A 22,754-nucleotide genomic window follows, 5' to 3' on the forward strand; every position below is an offset into this window, starting at 1 on the left:
GGCGCCTACTACTTCGACGCGATCGGCCGGGTCACCTCGTTCCTCGACCCGGACATGCAGACCTCGAAGATCACCTATGAGCCGGCCACCGGGCAGGCGTTCAAGGTGATCGAGGAGAACGGGTTCAAGCACAAGCAGACCCGCGAACTCGAACCTGGGCGTAGCGTTACAATTCGGGCGACAGACACCAACAATCACGTCAGCACCGCCGAGTACGACCCGCTGGGCCGCCTGGTCAAGGGCTGGGCACCGGGCCGGGCGGGCGCCGCTATCCCGGACTTCGAGGCGACCTACACGATCTCGAAGCCGGACGCCGACGGTGTTCGCCAGCCGCCGTTCATCACCACCAAGGCGCGTGGGCACGAGAACCGTATCGAGACGTCGGTGACGATCTACGACGGTCTGGGCCGGGAGCGGCAATCTCAGGAGCAGGCCACCGGTGGTGGCCGGCTGATCACCGACACGCTGTACAACAGCTCGGGTGAGGTGTGGCAGACCAACAACGCCTACTTCACCAAGGGCAGCCCGTCGGGCAGCCTGTTCACGCCGGACTCGGAGATCGCGGTTCCGAACGCGACGCGCTACACCTACGACGGCCTCGGCCGGGTGTTGCAGGAGACCCCGATCCTGCGCGGCCAGGAAACCCCGGCACGCGCCACCAAGTACGAGTACGGCACCGACTGGTCGACCGTGCGTAACCCCACCGGTACCGCCTCGTACCGGATCTACACCGACGGCGTTGGCCGCACCTCGCGGGTGGACACGTTCAACGACGCCGCTGCCGCCGGCTTCACCTCTATGCGCTACGAGTACGACACCCGCGGTCAGATGGCCAAGGCGACCAACTCTGCGGCCAAGCCGGAGAACTTCTGGTCGTGGAAGTACGACCAGCGTGGTCGCCAGATCGAGGCGAAGGACCCGAACACCGGCACTACCAAGAGCGTCTACGACCACCGCGACCGCGTCATCTCCACAACGGACGCCCGTGGCACCACCGTGGTCACCGAGTACGACGCCCTGTCCCGCCCCACCAAGCAGTTCCTCGGCTGGGAACTGACCGACCTGCGCGCCGAGTTCACCTACGACACGGCCCCAGGCGGTGTCGGGCTGCCGGCGACGGCGACCCGATACACCGACGGCAAGGCGTACAAGCAGGCGGTTGCCGGGTACACCAACGACTATCAGCCGACCGGCACGACGCTGACACTGCCGTCCGACATCGCCACGGCGTGGGGGCTGCAGACCTCCTACTCCTACAACTACGCCTACACCGACGCGGGTCTGCCGGAGACGCTCAGCCTTCCCTCGGTCGGCAACCTGCCGAGCGAGAAGCTGATCGCCCGGTACAACAAAGACGGCCTGGCGATGTCCGTGTCCGGCCTCGACTGGTACGGCTCGGAGACGGCGTACTCGCCGTACGGGCAGGTCATGCGGTCGACTCTCGGTGCGCAGCCGTACCGGGTTTGGGCGCAGAACACCTACGACGAGGCCGACGGTGCTCTCACCAACCAGCAGGTCTACCGGGAGAACACCGGCGACAAGACATTGGTCGGCGGCGTCCTCGCCTCGGACCGCTCCTACGGTTACGACAACGCGGGCAACGTCACCTCGATCCGCGAACGCTCGGTCGGCATCGAAGAGCGGCAGTGCTTCGACTACGACATGATCGGTCAGCTGGCCAAGTCGTGGACCGCGAAGGACCAGGACTCCTGCTCAGCAGCTCCGGCCGCCTCGACCGTCGCGGCGGGCAAGGACAACGCCGGCTACTGGCAGGAGTACGAGTACGACCTGCTCGGCAACCGCACCAAGCTGGTCGAGAAGAACCTCACCGGCGACACCACCAAGGACACCACCAGCACCTACACCTACGGCAAGGCCGACGGCAGCCAGCCCGGCACGCTCACCAAGGTCACCAAGAAGCACGTCACACCGGCCGGCGCGCAGGTCACCACCGAAGCCGAGCGGCTCTACGAGCTGACCGGCGAGACCACCTCCGTCACGTCGGTGCAGAACGGCGACACGCAGGAGCTGTCCTGGACCTTCGATGGGCAGATCGAGCGGATCTCCGGCTCCGGCAGCAACGGCAAGAGCTCGTACTTCGGTCTGAACAACGCCTGCCTCGACGTCGATGGTGGCAAGGCCGTCGCCGGCACGAAGATTCAGATCTGGGGCTGCAACGGCAGTCTTGCCCAGAAGTGGACCTTCAAGCCGTCACCCGGACAGGCCGACGCCAACCTGGGCACGATGACCCAGTACGACGGCGGCTGGTGTGCCCAGCCGGTTGCCAACACCGCCGGCTCCGGCCTGGCACTGCAGAAGTGCGACGGCTCGGCTGCCCAGCAGCTCCGGCGCGGCGCGAGCGGCCAGCTGACCCACCCAGCGTCGAACCTGTGCCTCACGGTCAGCGCCGTCAACTCGCCGGCCTCGCTTGCCACCTGCGCGACGGGTAACGCCGGTCAGGTGTGGTTGCCTCAGGACGAGACAACCTACATTTACGGACCCAGCGGTTCTCGCCTGCTCACCATCCAGGGCAAGCAGGCCACGCTGAACCTCGGAGACGCGCAGCTCACCGTCCAGCAGGGCGGTGCGCAGATCAACGTCCAGCGCTCCTACGCGGTCCCCGGCGGCTCGGTCGTCCGGTACGCCCTCGGCGGTGCGGTCCCGGCCTTGATGGCCCTGACTGGTGATCACCAGGGCACCCCGTACGCGGAGATATCCCTCAGCGGCACGATGGGGATCCGGATCCGCAAGCAGGACCCGTTCGGCAACGAGCGTGGCACCGCCCCGCTCGCCCTCAACATGCAGACCAACAACGGGTTCCTTGGTGCGAAACGGGACGACGCGTCCGGTTACACGCCGCTGGGCGCGCGTCTGTACGACCCCGCGGTGGGACGCTTCCTGTCCGCCGACCCGGTCACCGACCTGGCCGACCCGCTGCAGCAGAACGGGTACGCCTACGCCCACAACAACCCGGTCACCCACTCCGACCCGACCGGCCTGTCGATCTCGCTGACCCCGTCCGAGCTGGCTTCGGCCCTGGCCGGCGCGGGCTTGTCCGCGGCGCAGATCGCCGAGGCACAGGTCAACGCGAACCGCTCGATCACCGACGTGATCCTCTCCGCGGCCTGGTCGCTGCTGAAGGACTTCATCGGCATCAACGACGCGATGGCCTGCTTCGGCGGTGACATGTGGTCCTGCGGCAGCCTCATCATCGGGGCCATCCCATGGGCCAAGCTCGGCAAGATCCCAGCAGTGCTGCGAGCCATCGACCGCACCATCGCCGCGATCCAGGCCTGGCGCACCGCGAAGAAGGCAGCCGAGATGGTGCTGGCTGCCGCCCGAGCAGCCGAAGCAGCGGCACTGAACGCCAAGAAACTGGCGATCGAACGGGCCAAGAAGGCCGCCCAGGCAGCCAAGAAGAAGGCCGCCGACCAACTCAAGACGACAAGCAACAAAGCGGCCGACGCCACGAAGAAGACCGGCAACCAGGTCCAGAAACAGGCGCAGTCCAAGGCCGCGCCGAAGAGTTCCTCCGTGGCCAATGGCGGCGGTAAGAGCGGCGGCAAGGGCGGTGGCGGCGGCAAGTCCGGCGGTACCTCCGGTGGCTCCTCCCGCAGCAGCGGCGGCGCCAGCGGAGGCGGCAACGGCGGTAAAGCCGGCAGCGGTGGCGGGTGCAGCAAGTCGGGCAACGACAACAGCTTCACGCCCGGCACCAGGGTGCTGATGGCGGACGGCTCCACCAAGCCGATCGAAGAGGTCAAGCCCGGCGACAACGTCCAGGCCACCGACCCGGAAACCGGCGAGACCCGCACCGAGACCGTCACCGCCACCATCGAGGGTGAAGGCGTCAAACACCTCGTGAAGATCACCATCGACACCGATGGTGAGCAGGGCGAGGAGACCGCCGAAGTCACCGCCACCGACGGCCACCCGTTCTGGGTGCCCGAGCTCGGTGAGTGGATCGACGCCACCAACCTCGCGTCGGGCCAGCTGCTGAGGACGAGCACCGGCACCTACGTGCAGATCGCAGCCATCGAACGCTGGACCGACGAGCAGGCGACTGTCCACAACCTCACCGTCGGCAACACCCACACCTACTACGTGCTCGCTGGCCCTGCAGTTCTTGTGCACAACTGCGGTGGTTCGACGAACAGTCACCTTGAGGACCTTCCGGTAAACCCCGACATCAACAAGTTCAATGTTCGGGCCGGGGAACTCGTCAACAACAGATTTGAGACGCACGCGCTCAATCCGCATCAGATGAATGGCGGTGAGACCGTTGGGCATGGTGGCGTCAGGAATCTGACCAACGACGAGCTCATCATGCCGGGCGGCCCTCAAGGCAATGATCCCATCAGGGGTGCTCGTGACTGGGCCCCGGGAGACTGCGGGTGTTATCCTGCCTCGCGCGTGTACATAACGGGCGGGCATCACCGCACGGCGGAGATCGCAAGAAGGGTGATGGCCGGCGAAATGTCACCAGACACCATCATCGAGTTCGTCATCTCGCCGCCGTGATGAGTCCTCTGAAGTTCACGGTCAGCGGTGAAGCCCGGTTCTTCGTCATTGTTCTCCGTGGTGACACCGCTGATCGTGATCGCTTGTGGGTGTGCGTGAGGGGGGCCGAGGCGCCGGCCGGAGGCGGTTGGTCCGGTTGTTGGAGCAGCAGCAAAGGCCGGATTGACGCGCTGACCCTTCAGCGAATGCTCGCCGACATCAGCACAGAAGTGGCGCGGGTGGGCCGGATGGGTTCCTTCGGCCCCTACCTCGAGGATCACCTTTTCTTCGAGGGCTGGGATGCTTGGGGGAATGGTGTTCCGGCGCCACTTGCCCATATGACGCCTGCAGATGTGGTTGCGCAGGCAGATGTGTGCGAATCCGACGAGAGTCTCATGGCCAAAGTGCTCGGCACGTATCAATGAGCTGATGGTCGCGAGGTTCCTCCCGATGGGCCGGATAGCGTCTTCACCGTCGCTACCCCGGCCCATCGGCCTGCATCCGCGTCTCTTCGGCCGCGTGCTCAAGTTGGGCGTCGGGGCGGTACCGGCGGACTGACCGCGCGGGCTCTGCGCCAGCCGGACTGCCACCGGCTCAGCAGGCCGGGGGGCCTGCCGATCAGGTGGTTGTGTCACGTTCACGCATCACCATCAAGGTCCGTGTCGTCGCCTCGATGATGGTGATGCTGGTCGTCGCGATGGCGGCTGTCGTCACGTACATCACCAGCCGCAACACCGCCGACGCGCGGGAGACCGGGTTCGCGTACGCGGAGGAGACGGCCAAGCACAACGCCGCCGAGATCGAGAAGACCCTGCTGGGCGGGCTGCGGACGGCGCGGGACCTGGCCGTGGTGCTCGAGGCGAACGCGTCCAACAATGCCTCCCGGGCCGCGGCGAACGCCGAGATGCGGGCGCTGCTGGACGGGCACGAGGACTACCTGGGTGTGTGGTCGGGGTGGGAGCCGGACGCGTACGACGGGCGGGATCGGCGGTATCGCAACGAGGACGTCCGGCACGACGCGACCGGGCGCTTCGTGCCGTACTGGTTCCGTGAGGGCGGCAAGATCACCTCGTCGCCGCTGGTGGACTACGACACGGCCGGGCCCGGCGACTACTACCAGGTGCCGCACACCAGCGGCAAGGAGAAGGTCGTCGAACCGTACGTCTACGCCGTCGGCGGTGTCGACACCCTGATCACGTCGATGTCGGTGCCGATCGAGCTCGGTGGCAAGGTGGTCGGTGTCGCCGGCGTCGACATGTCACTGGCCACGCTTCAGGAGCTGGTCAGCCAGGTCAAGCCGTTCGGCAGCGGTACGGCGGCGCTGGTCAGCACCGGCGGCCTCCTCGTCGCCGGCGGTGATGCGAGCAAGGCCGGTCAGGCCGCACCCGAGGAGATCACCGGCCTGACCGGGAAGTCGGCGCAGACGCACGGGGTGAGCCGGGACGTTACCGACAGCGGCGAGGAGACTCTCAGGATCGCGGTGCCGCTGGACGTCGGCGAGGTGGACACCTGGTCGCTGGTGGTGTCGGTGCCCACCTCCTCGGTGCTCGCGGACGCCAACGACACCCGCTGGGTGAGCATCGTGCTCACCGTGGTGGCCGTGCTGATCGCCGGGATCGTGGCGTTCTTCCTGGCCCGGACGATCGTGGGGCCCATCGAACGGCTCCGCGACCGGATGGCCGAGATCGCCGACGGCGACGGTGACCTGACGCTGCGGGTGCCCGCCGACCGGGACGACGAGGCCGGGCAGCTGGCGGGCGCGTTCAACCGGTTCGTCGACAAGGTGGCCGTCACCATCCGGGGTATCGCCGGGTCCACCGCCACCCTGACCGGCGCGGCCCGGGAGCTGAGCGAGGTGAGCGGGCAGCTGCAGTCCGGCGCCAGCGAGGCGTCCACCCAGGCGGGTACGGCGAGCCACGCCAGCGAAGAGGTCAACGCGGGGGTCCAGGCGCTCGCGGCCGGTGCTGAGCAGATGAGCGCGTCGATCGCCGAGATCAGCTCGAACGCCACACAGGCGGCTCAGGTCGCGGCGCAGGCGATGACCATCGCGGAACGTACGAACGGGCAGGTGGCGGAGCTCGGTGCGGCCAGCAACGAGATCGGTGAGGTGGTCCGGCTGATCACCACGATCGCCGAGCAGACGAACCTGCTGGCTCTGAACGCGACGATCGAGGCGGCGCGGGCCGGTGACATGGGCAAGGGCTTCGCGGTGGTGGCGGGAGAGGTCAAGGACCTGGCTCAGCAGACCGCCCAGGCGACCGAGCAGATCACGGCTCGGATCACCGCGATCCAGACGTCGAGCGACTCGGCGGCAGCGGCGATCGGGGAGATCGCTTCGGTGATCAACCAGATCGGGGACTACACGACGACGATCGCGTCGGCGGTGGAGGAACAGACGGCCACCACGGCGGAGATGAGCCGGACCGTCACCGACGCTGCGGCCAACAGCGGGGACGTCGCCCGTACGATCACCGGTGTTGCCCACGTCGCGGCCTCGACCGCGGACGGAGCCCGGACCACCCAGCAGGCCGCGGCGAACCTGTCCCAGCTGGCGGCGGATCTCAGCGGCCTGGTGGGTGCGTTCCGCTACTGAGCCCTCAGATCAGCATGCGGACCACCGCGATCACGCCGACGACGACGATGACCGCGCGCAGGGCCGGGTCGGGTAGGCGACGGCCGTATCTTCCGGCGATCAGGCTGCCGGTGATCGAGCCGGCCGCGATCAGGAGCACGGGTGGCCAGGACACTGTGCCGGCGACGATGAAGATCACTGCGGCTACCGCGTTGACGAGGCCGGCGAAGACGTTTTTCACGCCGTTGAGCTGCTGAAGCGTGGCCGGGACGAGCAGACCGAGAATGCCCAGCAGCAGGACGCCCTGTGCGGCACCGAAGTAGCCGCCGTAGACGCTGGTGGCGAAGATCCCGAGGGTGAGCAGCAGGCCGGAACGGCTGCCGCCGGCCGGGAGATCCTGGCGTTTCCGCAGCGAGCGGGCCAGCCAGGGCTGGAGGACCACCAGGACCAGCGCGATGCCGATGAGGACCGGGACGATCGTGCGGAACGCCTCGGCGGGCAGGACCAGCAGGAGTACGGCGCCGGTGATCCCGCCCAGCAGCGAGGTGAAACCCAGGCGCAGCAGGAGGTCGCGCTGGGTGGCCAGCTCCGCCCGGTACGACCACGCGCCGGCGACCGAACCCGGCACCAGGCCGACGGTGTTGGACGCGTTGGCCACGACCGGCGGGTAGCCCAGCGCCAGCAGCACCGGGAACGTGATCAGGGTGCCGGACCCGACCAGGGTGTTGATGGCGCCGGCGGCCACACCCGCGGCGAGGATCGGGAGAGCTTCGGCGACACCCATGAGCTGATCATCGTAGCCATGCGGTGATGCCCCCGACCGCATCGGCGGCCGGGGGCATCGCTCACATCAGTAACCGAAGTCCTGGGTGTAGTACGGGGCACCGCCGGTCGAGTAGACGACGCCGACACCGACGGTCTTCGACTTGCAGTTGAGGATGTTGGTGCGGTGACCCGGGCTCTTCATCCAGCCGTTGACGACCTCGGCGGCGGAGCGGTAGCCCCAGGCGATGTTCTCGGCGGAGGGCTTGGCGTAACCGGCGGCCTTGGAGCGGGCGACGAAGTTCGAGCCGGACTTGCCGGTGTGCGAGAAGTTGCCGGTCTGTGCCATCCAGGCGCTGTGGCCGCGGGCGGCCGTGGTGAGCGCCGCGTTGACCGTCAGGGCCGAGCAGCCCTTGCTGGTGCGCTGGACGTTGATGAGCTTGTTGATCTCGGTCTGCAGTGCCTGCTCGGACGCCTTCGGGGCAGCCTCGGCGGGGGACGCGATCATCGTGGCGGCGCCGATGGCGGCCGGGGCGAGGAGGGCGGCGACGGCGAAGCGGCGAAGGACGTTGCGCAAGAGGAGACCCTTTCGTCGGTGTGTCCGGCGTTTGCCGGGTACACCTGGTTCTTCGGCCCGCTCCTGGAGCGTTGGATTGTCGAAGCGGTGCTTCCCAGTCGCCGTCCGGTTGCCGCCCTCCCGCCGCCAGCCGGGCGGGCTGAGCCGTAGCCCAGGCAGGTTATTGCCGGGGCTACGGCCGGACAGCCGGATCGGGTCAGTGGAGGTGCACTCGGTACGTGGTCGTGGCGGAGGCGTCTTCACTGGTCACCGTGACGGTGCGGGACGAGCCCCGGCCGGTGACCGCGACCGCCGCGTAAGGATCAGCAGCCGTAGCGGTGACGACCGCGTCACGGCGGCCCCTGACGCGATAGTCGGTGACCGCGGGGTCGAAGCGCGGAATCGGCCGGCCGTCGACCTGGATGCCGGTGAGGCGCGCGTCGGACGACACCCCGGGCACCTTGGCGAAGATCTCGATCTCGGCGACGGTGAGGTAGCCGTTCGGCACCGCCGTCAGAACCACGCAAACCTTGTCGGTCGTCGCGGTGAGCGGCGCCGAGACGGCCGGCGCGCTGTCCGGCCCCACCGGAATCTCAGTGCCACCTGTGCAGGTGCCGTCCGCCGCGGGGGTCCCGGCCCGCAAACTCTGCGCCAGCCCACCCCCGCTCGCGTTGTCCCGGTAGAAGTGGGTCACCACCCTGCTCACCTCACGGTGCCGAGGCAGCGTCACGGTGAGTGTGTCCGAGGGATTGCGGTCGCTCGGCTTCCAGTTCGACCAGGCCTTGTCGGTGGTCGTGCCGTTGACCAGCCCAGCCGCCGAATAACCACCCTCCGTGAACGTCGCTGCCACCGTCGTGCCGGGTTCGGCCGCGCCGCCCTCGGCCGGTCCGGTCACCTGGACACGGACGGTCGCGGGGAGTTTCCGGCCCCCGGCCACGGTGGCGGTCCCGGTCACCGTGACCACGCCGGGCCGGGGGAATGCGGGTAGGGCGTTCCAGCTCACGGGCAGCTCCGCACGGCCACCGTGACGACCGAGACCGGTCACCGTCGCCGGCAGTTCGGGCGTCCCGCCGATGAAGGTCTTGGCCCGGGCAGGCTCCGTGGCGGTGAACACGTCCACGGTCACCTCGGCGGTCGCGGCGATCCGGTTGCCGAGGACATCGGTCGCGGTGCCACGCACGCTGACGGTCCCGGGGGACTTCCACCGGCGTTCCGGCGGCAGCCTCCAGGTGACCGGCAGGGCTTGCCGTCCACCACCTGCCAGGATCGCCGTCACGGTCACGGGCAACTGCGGGACCAAACCCGGGATCGTGTACGCGGAGACGACCTCACTACCCACCACAGTCTCGTCCCGCAGCACCCAGCGCTGGTTGGACCCGGATGTCGGCTGGTAGAGCGCGACCCGCGTACCGTCGCTCGTCGCCTGCCCGGGAATGTCGATCAGCCGCCGCGCCGCGACGTTGATCAGCGTGTAGGTCCCGTCGCCGGTCGTCGAGAGCACCCACTGCGCGCCCTCGTCCGCCGGCCCGGCGGCATCCTCGACCACCACGTTCCCGTCACGCGCAGCAAGCCGCTGACCCGTCCCCGCGTTGCCGATCACGTAGCGTTCCCGGTTGCTCAGCCCGTTCCCGGCCGCGTCGAATTCCCACAACTGATCGGCCGCAGCCGCATCGTTGGTGCGGATGGCAGCGCCGCCCTCGGACGGCGTGAGGGACCGGCCGCTCTGCACACCCTCCAACCGGTACGCGTGACCGTCCAGAACGTGCCCGTCCCGCGCCCCGGAAACCCCGTCGATCAGGAACGTGGTGACCGACTCACCGGGCACCGTGATCGTGGCCCGCTTGCCGGCGACCCGCACCGGCGCACCGCGCACGAGCTTGCCGCCCGCACTGGTCACCACCGGCGTGACCCTGGCGTTCCGGCTGATCCTGCGGAACTTCGACAGGTCGAGGGTGACCGCCCGCTCGGTAGCGGCCGGGTTGGCGTGCACCGCTGTCGCCCCGCTCCCGTCCTTGCGGATCGCGGCGGTGGTGGCGGTGTCGCTGACCTTCACCATCCGGTCGCCCGGGTGGATGAAGTGGGTGAAGTTCCGGATCGTGTCGAACTTCGTGTTCGTACGGATCGGGCACGTCTCCAGGGTGTCCGCGGCGGTGCAGTCGAACGGGACGTGGATGCTGCCCCACTGCAGGTTCCCCTCGGCGACCATGTTGTCGGCGTCCTCGATCGGCTGCCAGAGCACCCACGCCGACGGCTCCAGTTCCCGGATGTCGTCGATGATCCGCTGGGCCATCCCGAGACCCGAGTTCATGCTCGTGTAGTCGTTGCCCCAGCTGCCCTCGACCTCGCTCATCCAGAGCGGGCGCTGTTCGGCCTTGGCCACGTCGCGGGCGGCGGTGCGCTGTCCGGTGCCGTAGGTGTGCACGTTGAGCTGGGAGACGGCGGCCTGGGCCGCGGGCGGGTAGCCGTACCAGTCGGTGACGAAGGTGCCCGGGTTGGTCTCGTCCGGCGCGGAGACGAGGGCGCCGGTGGAGGCGGTGGCGAGCCGGTTCCTCAGCGCGGTCACCACCTGGGCCTGGAGGGCGGGGCCGGCGTGGGCGCCCTCCTGGCGGCCGCCTGTCGGCTGACCGTCGGCGCCGAGTGTCGTACCCCAGTAGTTGGTGTTGGGCTCGTTCAGTGGATCTATGGTGTCGAACGTGATGCCGTGCGCCTTCTCGACGTGCTCGGCGACCCGCACCAGGTATTCGGCGAACTGATCCACACGGTCGGCCCGGATCTGGTCGGTGTTCGCGTCGAAGCCGCCGCTGACATAGCCGCTGACCGTCTGGAACCACGGCGGCGAGTTGCTGAACGCCTCCCAGCCGGTGATCCGGTCCTTGACCTGGTCGATCCACCAGCGCTGCGCCGGGTCGGCGTCGAAGTTCCAGTGCGCCGGATCGTCCGGGTTCCACCACTCCTTGTCCTGCGGGCCGTACTGTTGCGGCGCCTTCCAGAAGCCCTCGACGGCACCGCCGGGACGCAGGTAGGGCTTGACGGTGGGCGCGTTCCCGCCGCCGATGTTGTAGCGGGCGATGTTCAGGTTGAGCCCGTCGGCACCGAAGACCAGGTCGGCGAGACGTTTGCGGATCGCGTCCGGGTAGCCGCCGGTGGCCTCGGCCATCCAGACCAGGCTGGTGCCCCAGCCCTCGAACTCGGGCTGCTGATAGGTGGGGTCGATGGTGACGGTGACGCCGGTCTCCGCTGCGATCGCTTGGCCGGGGGCGGCGGCTGTGGTCGCTTCGGCGGGAACGGCGGCGGCTGTGGTCGCTTCGGCGGGAACGGCGGCTGTGGTCGCTTTGGCGGGAACGGCGGCTGCGGGGATGGTGAGGAGTGTTGCGGCTATGGCGGCCGGGACGAAGCCGAGGCGGACGGTCATGGACCTGCCTTTCGGGCCTGTTTACGTAAACATCACGCGGTGGAACCCCGTTGTCGCATAGCCATCATTCGATGTCAAGGGCGGCTGCCGTCGTGGCCGCGCCGGGTGCGGCAGCTTCGGCCGGTCGTCCGAACGGCTCAGATCATCGGCGGTTCGGCGGCGGGCCGTCCTGATTCCGGCCACGATCATTGGGTACGCCGATAGCGTGCCGAGCACGAATCGGACACCTCCGGTGACGGCTCGATGCCGCGCGGTGACGTACCCCGGTTGGTGATTCGTATTCGCCTGGCTAGCATTCGTTCTCCCCGGTGCGATTCTGATGCGGTGTCTGGTTAGGGGAGTCCCATTGCCTGCGGGTCGGCGTGTCATTGATTCCGAGGCGTTGCTGCGCGGCGCGGCGATGCATTACCTGAAGCACTCGACAATTGACATGGATCTGCTGGCGAGCGAATTGTCGATCAGCCGGGCCACCCTTTATCGGGCGGTCGGCAGCCGCGACGCGCTTCTCGGTGACGTCTTCTGGGCGATCGGCCGCCTGTTCCTGGCCGAGGCCGGCGGCGAGGCGACCGGGACCGGGCCCGACCGGGTCATCCAGGTGTCCCGGATCTTCGCCGAGCTGATGGCTACCGCCCAGCAGCTGAAGCAGTTCGTCGCCGAGGAGCCGCAGACGGCCTCCCGCGTCCTGCTCACCACCGCCACCGACGTGCACAACCGCGCTGTCGACGCCCAGCTGGAGATCTTCGTGACGTCCGGCCTGACCGGCGACCCGGAGGAGATGCGGCGGCGGGCGTTCCTCTACGTGCGGCTCATGGAGTCGGTCGTCTACAGCGACATCCTCGGCCTTCCGGAGGTCGGTTTCGACCTGGCCGAGCCTGCCCTCCGTGCCTTGCTTCCCGCCTGACGTTTCCCTGCGTCCGGCTTCCGGGCCGCCTCCCTCGGAACGACGCGACGCCGGCGGGATCGGTGACCCGCCGGCGTCCCCCCGTGGCGTCAGATGGTGAAGTTCGAGCAGGTGTTGCGGTACTCCGCGACGGCCAGGCTCGTTCCCGGCCCGGGGCAGACGAACTGCTGGTAGCGGGTGTCGTTGTCGACGAAGAGCTTCAGCCAGGCGATGCTGAACTTCGCGATAGTGGTGTTCGAGCTGTTCGGCGCGAAGTGGCTGGCGTTGTTCAGCTCCAGGTAGGCCTTGCCCGGACTCGACGGGAGGCTCGAGAAGAACGGCTCCGCGTGCGTGCGGACCGGGGCGACCGAGTCACCGTCGGCGCCGATGACAAGCGTCGGCACGGTGTTGCGGCTCCACGACTTGGTCGTGTTCCACGGGGTCAGCGGGATCGCTGCCTGCAGGGACGGGCGGCTGAGCGCCGCTTCCAGGGTTCCGCCGCCGCCCATCGAGTGGCCGACCACCGCGACCCGGCTCGCGTCGACCCGGGTCCGCACGCTGCTGCGACCGGTCAGGTAGTCGGCGGCCGCGAGCAGCTGCCGTCCGCGGCTGGCCGGCTGGTCCGAGGTGGTCAGCGTGTCGATGTTGAACACGACGAAACCCTGCGAGGCGAGCCGCGGTGCCAGCCACGCCATGCTCGACTTCCGGGCGGTGAAGCCCGGCGCGATGACTACGGCGCCGAACGTGCCGCTGCTGGTGTCCGTCGGGTAGTAGATGTCGCCACCACCGAACCCGCTGGCCGCGAGGCTCGACACGCTTGCCTGCGCGGTCGCGAACGGTCCTCGAACCGCTTCGATGCTGCTGTTGCTGGGGGCCGGGCCCTTGGGGAAGGCCTGTGTCGCCGCGTTCGCGGACGGGATGAGCGTGATGCCGGCGATGCTCATGGCAAGCGCGGCCAGTGCGCCGACCACGGCCGGGCCGCGGCGGATGCGTCGCGCGGGCTTGCGGCCGGCACGGTGCGCGGGACGCGTTTCGGGGGTCGTCGAGGACAAAGCGTCTCCCTTGTCGAACGGATCTGACTTCTTGCTCGCCAAGGGATTGTTGAGCTTCCGGAACCACATTCTCAATGGGTTCCGAACCTCGTGAGACGGCGGTCCGGACATTGTTTCGGAAAACACCCGAAACGAGCGGGCCGCGGATTTCCCCGCGGCCCGCCAATCGATGATCTTACTATTGTCTATGGTGGGAGCGTTCCCATTGGAGTTCCAAAAAAAGATGGTCAGTTCGGCGTGAACAGCCCCTGAATGCCGACCACGATCGCGATCACTCCGAAGACGGCCAGCAACAGAGCCCGCCCCGACGGCCCACCACTCCGCACACCCGGCCCACCCGGGCCGTGCCCACCCGCGCCGTGCCCACCCGCGCCGTGCCCACCCGCGCCCGGCCCGCTGACGCCGTGTCCGCCGGCTGCCGAGGCGCCGCCGGTCGCGGGGCTGCCGTCGAGGGGCTTGCGGCCGGTCAGCCGGTCCCAGAGCAGGGCGACGCCGACCCCGATGCCGACCACCTCGAAGTGAAACACGTGCGGCCCGGAGAACAGGTGCACGATCAGGTAGTACCCACCCGCCACCAGCGCCAGCACGCCGATCAGCCAAGCCCACCGGCCGATGCGGTCCGCGAACTTGCCGATGTCGTAGCCGACAGCGGGGAGCTGACGGACCAGCGGAACGGCGAGCAGCAGTCCGCCCAGGATGTTGGCGATGTCGAGCAGCAGAGCCATCACGGCGCAGGTCCTCCTACCACGAGAAATGTTGATCGGAAGCGTAGCCCGGCCCAGCGATCAGGGCCGATGCCGGCGTAAGCCTTTCCGAACCGCCAACCCCCCAAACCCTCCCCGCCCCTGTCTCGGCTGGCGCTCACGCAGGTAAAGCGTCGATAGGTGCGTGGCCGCCAGCCGAGCGTGACGTGGGGTGCTGGCAGCCGGGCAGGGCCGGGAGCGGGGCTCGGCGCCGTGGCTCTGCACCAGGTGTGACTGACAGCGCACGCTCCGGGGCAGCGCATCGACGGCAGTCGCTTCTAGGGTCGATGGTATGAGCGCTGACGTGCGGGAATGGTTGCGCCGCTGTGGAGCGGACACAGTCCGGCATCCGGGTGGCACGCTGTATGCCCACCTGTGCCGGGTCGAGGAACGCCTCGCCAAGCTGGGGCACGGCGACGACGTGCAGGCCGCGGGGCTCACCCACGCGGCCTACAGCACCGACGGCTTCGATCTCGCGCTGATCTTCTGGCAGGAACGGGAGCGGCTGCGCGACCTGGTCGGTGCCGAGGCGGAGGAACTGGTCTACCTCTACGGCGCGTGTGATCGCGACTCCAGCTGGGAGCGGCTGGCCGAGACGAAGAGGGTCACCGACCGGTTCACCGGTGACGTGCGGGAGCTGACCGTGGAGCAGATGACGCCCTTTGCGGACCTGAGCATCGTCAACGAGCTCGACGTCTTTGATCAGAACCCGGCGATTCTGGAGCGCAACCGGGCGTATTTCTCCAAGATCTTCACCGCCTGGGAGTCGGTGGCCTCGCCACCGGTCGTCGCGGAGGCTCAACGGGTCCTGAGCAACTGACAAATGACAAGGGCTGAGGAAGTGAAAGGCTAGACACACGAACATCATCTCTGTGTCTAGGCCAGCATCTTCTCGACGACGGCCAACTGTTCGCCCGCTTCCGGAATCTCCCGGAGCCGATCGCGGAGCCGCCGCAGCCCCCTGACACCCTGCTCCCGATCAGTCTCCAGAAGCCCCCGGCACACCGCCGTCATCACCGCGACAACCTCCAGCCGCTCAGCCAGCGCATCCTCCGGCCGCCCACATCCGGGCACGCACAGCAGCTGTTCCAGCCGGGCCAGCCCCGCCGCCGCCAGCCCGTTGCCGCACTCCAACTCGGCCAGATCCAGCACCACGTCCCGGGTGGGCAGGCCCGGGTCCCCGCCGAGCAGCGGCAGCGCCGCCAGGTAGCCGGCCCGGGCCGCCGCCGCACGCCCCCGCGCCTGCCAGTGCTCGGCGGCCCGCTGGACCAGCCGGCCCAGTCCGGCGCACCACGTCCGGCTGCCGACCGAGGCGGCCCAGTCCAGGACGCCGGTGACCACTTCGGGCCGGGCCGGTACGCCCTCGTCGATGTCCGCGATCAGCAGGTGCACCGCGCTGAGCTGCACTCCCGCGCTGTCACCGGCGGTCGTCCAGGCGGCCCGGGCGGCCAGCAGATGCCGCCTGCGGATCGCCCGGTCACCGGCGAACCAGGCGAGCGTGGCCTGCCGCAGGCACAGGGCGGCGTGCAACCGGGGCAGCGGGAGGCCGGCCGCCCAGCTCGCCGCCGCCGTGTAGGAGACCGCCGCCCGGGCCGGGTCGCGCCGGGCCAGGCCGGGGTTGCGCTCTGCCTGCGGGGCTAGGTCGAAGCCGAGGCTCTCCGGATGTGAGCCCGGGGTCGCCGACCAGTCGCCCTCCACCAGGTAGGTCACCGCGACCAGCCCTGGCAGGTTGAGCAGCGTCGTCGCCGTGCGCGCCTGCTCCAGCAGGCGCCGGGCCGGGTCGAGGCGGCCGATCCGGTGCATCAGGTCGGCGGCGGCGATGTGGCACCAGTGGCCGAGCGCCACCGCGCCGTGCCGGTGCGCCAGGACGGAGAGGGACTCCAGTGAGCGGATGGCCTGCGCGGCCATCTGGCCGGCGGCGACGTCCGAGCCGGCCCGCATCAGGTCCTCGATGACGGCCCGGACGGTGGCGAGGCTCGGCGGCCCGTCGACGACCAGGTGCTCGATCAGCTCGGTCTCGGGGCTGCCCGGTGCCGGCGTGACGAACGAGCCGGCCGGGTCCATCGTGGTCTCCGCGCCGACCCCGCCGGGATACCAGTTCCCGTCGAGTTGCAGCGCCCAGGCGCGCAGGGCGGCCAGGTGCCGGTCCGGTGTGCCGGTGGCCCGTTCGAGCTCGTCGAGCAGGCGCAGGGCGTGTCTCGCCTCGCCCGCGGCCAGCGCGCCGTAGCAGGCGTCGGTGAGGTGCAGGATCCGGTGGCGTGGGTCACCGGCGGCGGCGCGCAGTGCCGCCGCACGAGCCGGACCGGGCCGGCCGTGCAGATCCTCGCTGTTGAGCGACCCGAGGGTCATCCATCCGGGGCGCAGGGGAGTGGTCATGAGACCTCCCGGGTTGCCTGCGGGCCGCTGTCAACGTAACGGACGGCCCTGCCCCGACGGTAGCCCTCGGTAGTGTCAGGACTTCGGCGTGTTCAGCTTCCGGTAGACCGGCGCGAGTCTTTTGTGGAGATCCTGGTAGATGTCATAGATCTCGTCGTACCGCGCCTGATCCGGCCCCGGCTGGTAGACGAGGTTGTTGCGGGCCAGCGCCGGGATGTCGTCGAAAGTGATCATTCCGGCTCCGACGGCACCGATCCAGCCGGCGCCGCGGGCGTTGACCATCACCGGTTCGGCGTCCCGGCGGATCTCGATGCCGAGCACGTCGGCGAAGATCTGGCACCAGGAGTCGGAACGGGCCGCGCCGCCGGTGATCACGAGCGACCGCATCGGCGTACCGAGGAACTTGTCGGCGGCCCTGGCCATCCACCGGGTGTTGAGGGCGACGCCCTCGAAGACCGCTCGCAGCAGGTCGGACCGGGTGGTGTCCAGCGAGATGTTGAGGAAGCCGGCGCGCAGGCTGGGGTCGTCGACCGGGACCCGCTCGCCGTAGAGCCACGGCATGTAGAGCACACCGTCGGCGCCCGCCGGCACGGACGGAATGATCTTGTCGAAGGCGTCGAAGATGGTGCCCTCGTCACGGCTGATGTGCCCGGCACCGATGAGCGGGTCGTCGTACTCGACGATCTTGTCGCGGAGCCAGGTGAGGTTTGCGCCGGCGGTGGCCTGCAGGGCGGTCATCAGGTAGCGGTCCGGCACGGCGCAGGGGATCGACGCGATGCCGGTCAGCACGTCGGTCTTCTTCGCCGGCACGTGCGCGGCGATCCAGGACGAAGTGCCCAGGTAGAGGTGGGCCTCGTTGTCGCGGACGGTGCCGGCACCGATGGCGGCGGCGGTGTTGTCGATGGCACCGGCCACCACCCGCACCGACGAGGGAAGGCCGAGGTGATCGGCAGCGCTGGGGGCTAGCGTGCCGATCACCTCGGTGCAGGCCACGATCGGCGGGAACTTGTCCGCGTCGATCCCGCTGGCGGCGACCAGCGCGGGGGCGTACCGGACGGCGCCCGGCTTCCGGTTGTCGGTGACCCAGGACGTCAGGATCGAGTCGACGGTCGCCACCGTGCGGCCGGTGAGCTTCAGGTTGATCCAGTCAAGGACGTTGAGGAACGTGCTGGTCCTCGCGTACACGTCCGGCATGGTGTCGCGCACGAGCAGCATGTGCGCGGCCGGGTCCTTGCCGGTCACCGACGGCATGCCGCCGGTCAGTCTCAGCCAGCGGGCGATTTTCAAGACCGACATGCCATCGTACGAAGGGAAGCCGCCGAACTGTTTGCGCAGGTGAGGAGCCCCGCGCATGTCGAGCCAGCTGATGCACCGGGTCAGCGGGTTCCCGTTCGCGTCAACGGCGATCGTCCCCTCGCCCTGCGTCGAGGAGCAGATCGTGGTCACCGCCCGCAAGTGCTCCGGGTGCTCCCGGCCGAGGTCGGCGACCGCCTCGCCGAGAGCGTCCCACCAGGCGACCGGGTCCTGCTCGGCACCGCCGCCGGGCAGGACGTGCAGCGGCACCGGGCGTTCGGCCCACCCGGTGACCGTGCCGTCGGCGGACACCAGGGCGGCCTTCATCCCGGACGTGCCGAGGTCGATCGCCAGCACCTGCGGCGGGACGGCTCCGTTGTGGGCCGTGACCACTCAGACTCCCTCGACCTGCGCGAAGACCTGGTCGAAACGGTGGAGGGCGTCGTCGATGACCTCGTCGGTGTCGGCCATCGACGTGTACATCCGGGAGCCGGCGAGCGTGATGATGCCGTGCGCGGCGTACGCGGCGCCCATCTGCTCCATCAGCTTCTTGCGGCCCTTGTTCTCCTTCAGCAGCTTGACCGGGTTGCGCATGTCGAGCAGCATCACACCGCTGGACTCCAGGTGCACGATCGAGCCCTGGTTGTAGGCGACGTAGGGCAGCCCGTACTTGTCGATCAGCCTCTGCAGTCCGCGGGTCAGCCGGTCACCGGCGCGCCCGGCGATGACCGGCGCGTTCGTCCGGGCCATCTCCTGGATCGCGAAGTAGCCCGCCGCGCAGGACAGCGGGTTCGCCGAGAGGGTGCCGCCGACCTGGATGTGTGCGCCGCTCTTGCCGTCCAGGCCGGAGCCGAACACGCTCATCACCTCGGCCTTGCCGCCGACGCCACCGGCCATCGGATAACCGCCGGAGACGGCCTTGCCGAACACCGTGAGGTCGGGCGTGACGCCGAAATAGCCGGCCGCACCACCCAGCCCGGTGCGGAACCCGGTCACCACCTCGTCGAAGATGAGCATCGCGCCGAATTCGTCGCACAACTTGCGTACCGATGCGTTGAAGTCATGCGGAACCGGCCGCGTGCCGGACTCCGGGCCGAGAGGCTCCACCACGACGGCGGCCGTTCCGCCTCGCACCCGGTTCTCGATCAGCTTGCGCTTCAGCGTGCCAAGATCATGAGGGAAGGCCTCACGGGTACGACCGGTCGCGCCGAACGGGATCCCCTTGGCGTTCATCCGGAAGCTGCCCGGAACGCGCAGGCCGTAGACCATGGTGTCCGACCAGCCGTGATAGGCGCCGCCGACCTTGATCACCATCTTCTTGCCGGTGTGTGCGCGAGCGGCGCGAACGGCCGCCATCACCGCCTCGGTGCCGGAGCCGAGTGACCGGTACATCTCGATGTGCGGCATGTACTGGTTGATGATCTCGGCGAGCTTGAGCTCGTACTCGTGGAACAGGCCGGTGACCGGGCCGGATTCCTTGATCACCTCGGCGACCCGCTCGTTCACCGGTGCGTAGTTGCTGCCCAGGATCGTCGGGCCGCCGGCCTGGAGGAAGTCGATGTAGACGTTGCCGTCGCGGTCGGTCAGGTGCGCGCCATGGGCACCGTCGATGGCCAGCGGGAAGGGGTAGTTGAAGGCCAGGTTGTGCTGGACGCCGCCGGGGATGCGCTTCTTGGCGCGCTCGGTGATCTCCTTGCTGGCGGTGCACTTGGTGTCGAAGTAGTTGAGGACGTCCAGGAGGGCGTCGTGGCGCAGGCCTCGCAGCGGCTGGTTGACCAGGGCTTTGAGGCGGCGCATGGTGTCGTCGACGTCGAGGTATTCGGTGATCGAGTAGCCGAGGTCGGCGGCTGTCGCTCTTTCCGGGTTTTCCGGAACCTCGGTCTTCGCCGCCGGCAATTCCTCGTCGTCCGGCACCCGGATCGGCTCGACCGCCTCGGTGATCTGCGCGGCGATCCGCTTCTCGTCCTTGCGCAGCTTGCTGAAAGCGATCTCCCGGATCGTCGCCGGGATCGTGTAGACCTTGCCCGCCTCGCTGGTCAGCGCCATCAGGTAGGCGATCGACACCTTCTCCAGCAGCGCCATGTTGAACACCGCCCGGTCCGGGTCGGTGCCCAGCGCCACCACGCCGTGGTTGGCGATGATGAACGCGTTGTCGCCGCTCGCCACCTTCTTCTGCACGTTCTTGGCCAGGAAACCGGTGCCCGACGGGGCGTAGTCGATGATCGCGACCTCTTTGCCGAGGAAACGCACCTGCTCGTCGGTGAGCGCCGGGATCGGCTTGCGCAGGAAGGCCAGGGCCGAGGCGTACGGCTGGTGGGTGTGCACGATCGCGTTGACGTCAGGCCGCTCGCGGTAGACGTTCGCGTGCATCCCGCACTCGATCGACGGCACCAGGCCACCGGCGCCGTCCGGATCGGGCACGTGCTTGCCGGCGAAATCGACGATGCAGATGTCCTCGACACGCATCTTGTCGTAGTCGTAGTTGCTCGGCGTTACCGCGTAGAGCTGGTGACCGGGTACGCGTACCGAGACGTTGCCCTCGGTCGCCTTGAGGTATCCGCGGTCGAGCATGGTGCGGCACATGTCGACGACGTGCTGGCGGGACATCCGGTGTTTCACGGGCACAGTCCGATCCTGTCTCGCGGGGGACTTACCTGCCCCATCGTCATCCTGTCCCCGTCACAAAGCACCGTCCCGGAACCAGCAAGATACGGCCATACCTTTATCATCAGGTGACAAATGACAGCTGTTTCCGCTACCCCGTGGCAGCGTCTGCCCGTCGATCTGGCCGACGCGATGCGACCCCGCCTCCCGGACGCCGTCCGGGCCATCGCCGAGGCGGTCGGCTCGCTGGATCCGGCCGCTGCCGCCGGGCCGAAGTTCGAGCGGGACGTGCGTACGGCTGTGCAGGTCGCCCTGGACCGGTTCGTGGACCTGGCCGGCACCAGCGAGCCGGCGCTGCCCCCGCGGATCCGCGAGGTGTTCGTGGCGCTCGGCGCCGGCGAGGCCCGGGAGAACCGTGGACCCGAAGTGCTGCTGGCCGCGCTGCGCACCGCGGCCCGGATGCTGCTGCGGACGGCCTCGAAGTCGCTCGCCGAGATGCGGCCGGTGACCGTCGACGAGCTGATCGACCTCTCCGACGCCACCAGCGCCTATGTCGACGAGCTCGCGGCGGCCTGCACCGACGGGCTCGCCCGGCAACTCCGCGAACAGGCTGGCGAGGGGGACCGGCGCCGGCGCCAGGTCGCCGACCTGCTGCTGCGCGGTGGTGCGCCGCCGGACGTGGTGCGGGAGGCGGCGGCCGGCATCGGCTGGCCGGTGCTGGAGACGGTCGTACCCGTTCTGCTGCCCCCCGACCAGGCCCGCGACGCCCGCTTCCGGTTCGGCGCTGACGGGGTGGTCGCCGAGCGGGGCCGCGACGCCGTGCTGCTTCTGCGGTCCGGGCCCCGTGCGGAGCGGCCCGCGCTGGCCGAGGCGCTGCGGGGGCGCGAGGCGGTGGTCGGCCCGGCGCTGGGCTGGGCCGAGGTGCCCGAGGCGGTCCGGCTGGCCGAGCGTACGGCCGAACTGACCGGCGCCGGTCCCGAGCCCGTCTTCGCCGATGATCACTTCGCGGCACTGGCCCTGCGCGGGGAGACCGGCGCGCTGGCGGTCCTCACAACGCGGCGGCTGGCGCCGCTCACCGGCCTGCGTGCGGGTCAGCGCGAGCAACTGCTCGTCACCCTGGAGAGCTGGTTGCGGCATTGGGGATCCCGTACGGCGGTCGCAGCCGAACTGTACGTGCACCCCCAGACCGTCAGCTACCGCCTGAACCGCCTCCGCGACCTGCTCGGCACCGACCTCGACGACCCGGCAGCCCGCTTCGAGCTGCTCCTCGTCCTGGCATACCGCGCCCCGTACGCTCCACCTCATGCCCGCCCTCCCCGCCCGGCCTGACCTCCCCGCCGTGCCCGACCTCCCCACCCTGCCTGACCTCCCCACCCTGCCTGACCTCCCCACCCGGCCTGACCTCCCCGCCGTGCCTGAGATCCGTCATGCCTGACATCCACGTGGACGCCAAGCTGGGTGCCGACCTGGCCTCGCGCGACATCCTGGCCTCCACCTTCGGCCTCGCCGCCGACGCTCCCGTCTCGGTGACCACCGGCTGCGGACAGCAGATCCAACTGGCGATGACCTCCCTCGAACCCTCCGCCGTCACCTGCCGCCCCTGCCGCGTCTACGCCCACCGCGAGCACCTCCGCCAAGCCGAACTGGTCGAACTGCTCGCCCGCATGCCCGGCAGCACCGTCAGCCCCGGCCAGGCCGCCGCCTCCGCCGCCCACCGCCGCACCCTCGCCGCCCGCTTCGCCGCCACCCCCTGATCCCCGTCCCCACCCCCTTAGCTGGCTCCCAGCGGTGCCTCCCGCGCCCGACCCCCCGCTCACGCCCAGCCCGTCGGCCCGGCTGGCGCTGAGTGGTGCCTCCCGCGCCCGAACCCCCCGCTCACGCCCAGCCCGTCGGCTCGGCTGGCGCTGAGTGGTGCCTTTCGCGCTCGAACACCCCGCTCGCGTCCAGCTGGTTGGCTCGGCTGGTGCTGAGTGGTGCTTTTCGCGGCCGGGCACCCCGCTCGCGTCC

The 22,754-nt window shown here is 69.3% G+C and carries 15 protein-coding genes; 7 read left to right on the forward strand and 8 right to left on the reverse strand.

Features of this window, described 5'->3' with window-relative positions; genetic code table 11:
• The 3 genes from ACFQV6_RS35950 to ACFQV6_RS35960 form a co-directional block, all read left to right on the forward strand.
• A partial coding sequence (locus ACFQV6_RS35950; protein WP_378032147.1) for a ricin-type beta-trefoil lectin domain protein occupies nt 1-4,518 on the forward strand: 4,518 nt, incomplete at its 5' end.
• Nucleotides 4,519-4,703: 185 nt separating this feature from the next.
• Complete coding sequence (locus ACFQV6_RS35955; protein WP_378032148.1) at nt 4,704-4,922, forward strand: hypothetical protein; 219 nt, start codon at nt 4,704-4,706, stop codon at nt 4,920-4,922.
• A gap of 203 nt (nt 4,923-5,125) precedes the next feature.
• Nucleotides 5,126-7,090 (forward strand): methyl-accepting chemotaxis protein, encoded by a 1,965-nt coding sequence (locus ACFQV6_RS35960; protein WP_378032149.1) that lies wholly within the window; start codon nt 5,126-5,128, stop codon nt 7,088-7,090.
• A gap of 4 nt (nt 7,091-7,094) precedes the next feature.
• On the opposite strand, the gene ACFQV6_RS35965 is transcribed toward ACFQV6_RS35960, so the two are convergent.
• From ACFQV6_RS35965 to ACFQV6_RS35975, 3 genes are all read right to left on the reverse strand, one after another.
• Complete coding sequence (locus ACFQV6_RS35965) at nt 7,095-7,853, reverse strand: sulfite exporter TauE/SafE family protein (protein WP_378032150.1); 759 nt, start codon at nt 7,851-7,853, stop codon at nt 7,095-7,097.
• Between the two features lie 66 nt (nt 7,854-7,919).
• Complete coding sequence (locus ACFQV6_RS35970) at nt 7,920-8,408, reverse strand: CAP domain-containing protein (RefSeq protein ID WP_378032151.1); 489 nt, start codon at nt 8,406-8,408, stop codon at nt 7,920-7,922.
• A 196-nt stretch (nt 8,409-8,604) separates the two neighbouring features.
• The gene (locus ACFQV6_RS35975) at nt 8,605-11,799 is read right to left on the reverse strand and encodes an RICIN domain-containing protein (RefSeq protein ID WP_378032152.1); all 3,195 of its coding nucleotides are present in this window, start codon (nt 11,797-11,799) and stop codon (nt 8,605-8,607) included.
• 430 nt (nt 11,800-12,229) lie between these two features.
• Between ACFQV6_RS35975 and ACFQV6_RS35980 the strand changes: the two genes are divergently transcribed.
• The gene (locus ACFQV6_RS35980) at nt 12,230-12,700 is read left to right on the forward strand and encodes a QsdR family transcriptional regulator (protein WP_378032153.1); all 471 of its coding nucleotides are present in this window, start codon (nt 12,230-12,232) and stop codon (nt 12,698-12,700) included.
• 89 nt (nt 12,701-12,789) lie between these two features.
• Here ACFQV6_RS35980 and ACFQV6_RS35985 read toward each other — a convergent pair whose 3' ends face one another.
• Nucleotides 12,790-13,623 (reverse strand): alpha/beta hydrolase family protein, encoded by an 834-nt coding sequence (locus tag ACFQV6_RS35985; protein ID WP_378032222.1) that lies wholly within the window; start codon nt 13,621-13,623, stop codon nt 12,790-12,792.
• 335 nt (nt 13,624-13,958) lie between these two features.
• Nucleotides 13,959-14,456 carry a hypothetical protein gene (locus tag ACFQV6_RS35990; RefSeq protein ID WP_378032223.1) on the reverse strand — a complete coding sequence of 166 codons (498 nt, stop codon included), beginning with the start codon at nt 14,454-14,456 and terminating at the stop codon, nt 13,959-13,961.
• Between the two features lie 310 nt (nt 14,457-14,766).
• Here ACFQV6_RS35990 and ACFQV6_RS35995 point away from each other — a divergent pair, with 310 nt between their 5' ends.
• Entirely contained in the window at nt 14,767-15,294 is a 528-nt protein-coding gene (locus ACFQV6_RS35995) for a DUF6817 domain-containing protein (RefSeq protein ID WP_378032154.1), read from the forward strand.
• Nucleotides 15,295-15,350: 56 nt separating this feature from the next.
• Here ACFQV6_RS35995 and ACFQV6_RS36000 read toward each other — a convergent pair whose 3' ends face one another.
• The 3 genes from ACFQV6_RS36000 to ACFQV6_RS36010 form a co-directional block, all read right to left on the reverse strand.
• Nucleotides 15,351-16,850 (reverse strand): hypothetical protein, encoded by a 1,500-nt coding sequence (locus ACFQV6_RS36000; RefSeq protein WP_378032155.1) that lies wholly within the window; start codon nt 16,848-16,850, stop codon nt 15,351-15,353.
• A gap of 75 nt (nt 16,851-16,925) precedes the next feature.
• Nucleotides 16,926-18,536, reverse strand: coding sequence for an FGGY-family carbohydrate kinase (locus tag ACFQV6_RS36005; protein ID WP_378032156.1), 1,611 nt, complete (start codon nt 18,534-18,536; stop codon nt 16,926-16,928).
• Nucleotides 18,537-20,768 carry an aminotransferase class III-fold pyridoxal phosphate-dependent enzyme gene (locus tag ACFQV6_RS36010; RefSeq protein WP_378032157.1) on the reverse strand — a complete coding sequence of 744 codons (2,232 nt, stop codon included), beginning with the start codon at nt 20,766-20,768 and terminating at the stop codon, nt 18,537-18,539.
• Nucleotides 20,769-20,882: 114 nt separating this feature from the next.
• On the opposite strand from ACFQV6_RS36010, the gene ACFQV6_RS36015 reads away from it, so the two are divergent.
• Nucleotides 20,883-22,076 (forward strand): PucR family transcriptional regulator, encoded by a 1,194-nt coding sequence (locus ACFQV6_RS36015; RefSeq protein ID WP_378032158.1) that lies wholly within the window; start codon nt 20,883-20,885, stop codon nt 22,074-22,076.
• 98 nt (nt 22,077-22,174) lie between these two features.
• Nucleotides 22,175-22,501 (forward strand): hypothetical protein, encoded by a 327-nt coding sequence (locus tag ACFQV6_RS36020; protein WP_378032159.1) that lies wholly within the window; start codon nt 22,175-22,177, stop codon nt 22,499-22,501.
• Nucleotides 22,502-22,754: the final 253 nt, after the last annotated feature.

The organism is Actinoplanes sp. GCM10030250 (assembly GCF_042666575.1).
Lineage (GTDB): Bacteria > Actinomycetota > Actinomycetes > Mycobacteriales > Micromonosporaceae > Actinoplanes.

Coding starts and splice junctions, on each gene's coding strand:
- ACFQV6_RS35995 (WP_378032154.1), top strand. CDS start 14,767: ATGAGCGCTGACGTGCGGGAATGGTTGCGCCGCTGTGGAGCGGACACA.
- ACFQV6_RS36020 (WP_378032159.1), top strand. CDS start 22,175: ATGCCTGACATCCACGTGGACGCCAAGCTGGGTGCCGACCTGGCCTCG.
- ACFQV6_RS35955 (WP_378032148.1), top strand. CDS start 4,704: ATGCTCGCCGACATCAGCACAGAAGTGGCGCGGGTGGGCCGGATGGGT.
- ACFQV6_RS36000 (WP_378032155.1), bottom strand. CDS start 16,850: ATGACCACTCCCCTGCGCCCCGGATGGATGACCCTCGGGTCGCTCAAC.
- ACFQV6_RS35965 (WP_378032150.1), bottom strand. CDS start 7,853: ATGGGTGTCGCCGAAGCTCTCCCGATCCTCGCCGCGGGTGTGGCCGCC.
- ACFQV6_RS35990 (WP_378032223.1), bottom strand. CDS start 14,456: ATGGCTCTGCTGCTCGACATCGCCAACATCCTGGGCGGACTGCTGCTC.
- ACFQV6_RS35985 (WP_378032222.1), bottom strand. CDS start 13,623: ATGAGCATCGCCGGCATCACGCTCATCCCGTCCGCGAACGCGGCGACA.
- ACFQV6_RS35980 (WP_378032153.1), top strand. CDS start 12,230: ATGGATCTGCTGGCGAGCGAATTGTCGATCAGCCGGGCCACCCTTTAT.
- ACFQV6_RS36015 (WP_378032158.1), top strand. CDS start 20,883: ATGACAGCTGTTTCCGCTACCCCGTGGCAGCGTCTGCCCGTCGATCTG.
- ACFQV6_RS35975 (WP_378032152.1), bottom strand. CDS start 11,799: ATGACCGTCCGCCTCGGCTTCGTCCCGGCCGCCATAGCCGCAACACTC.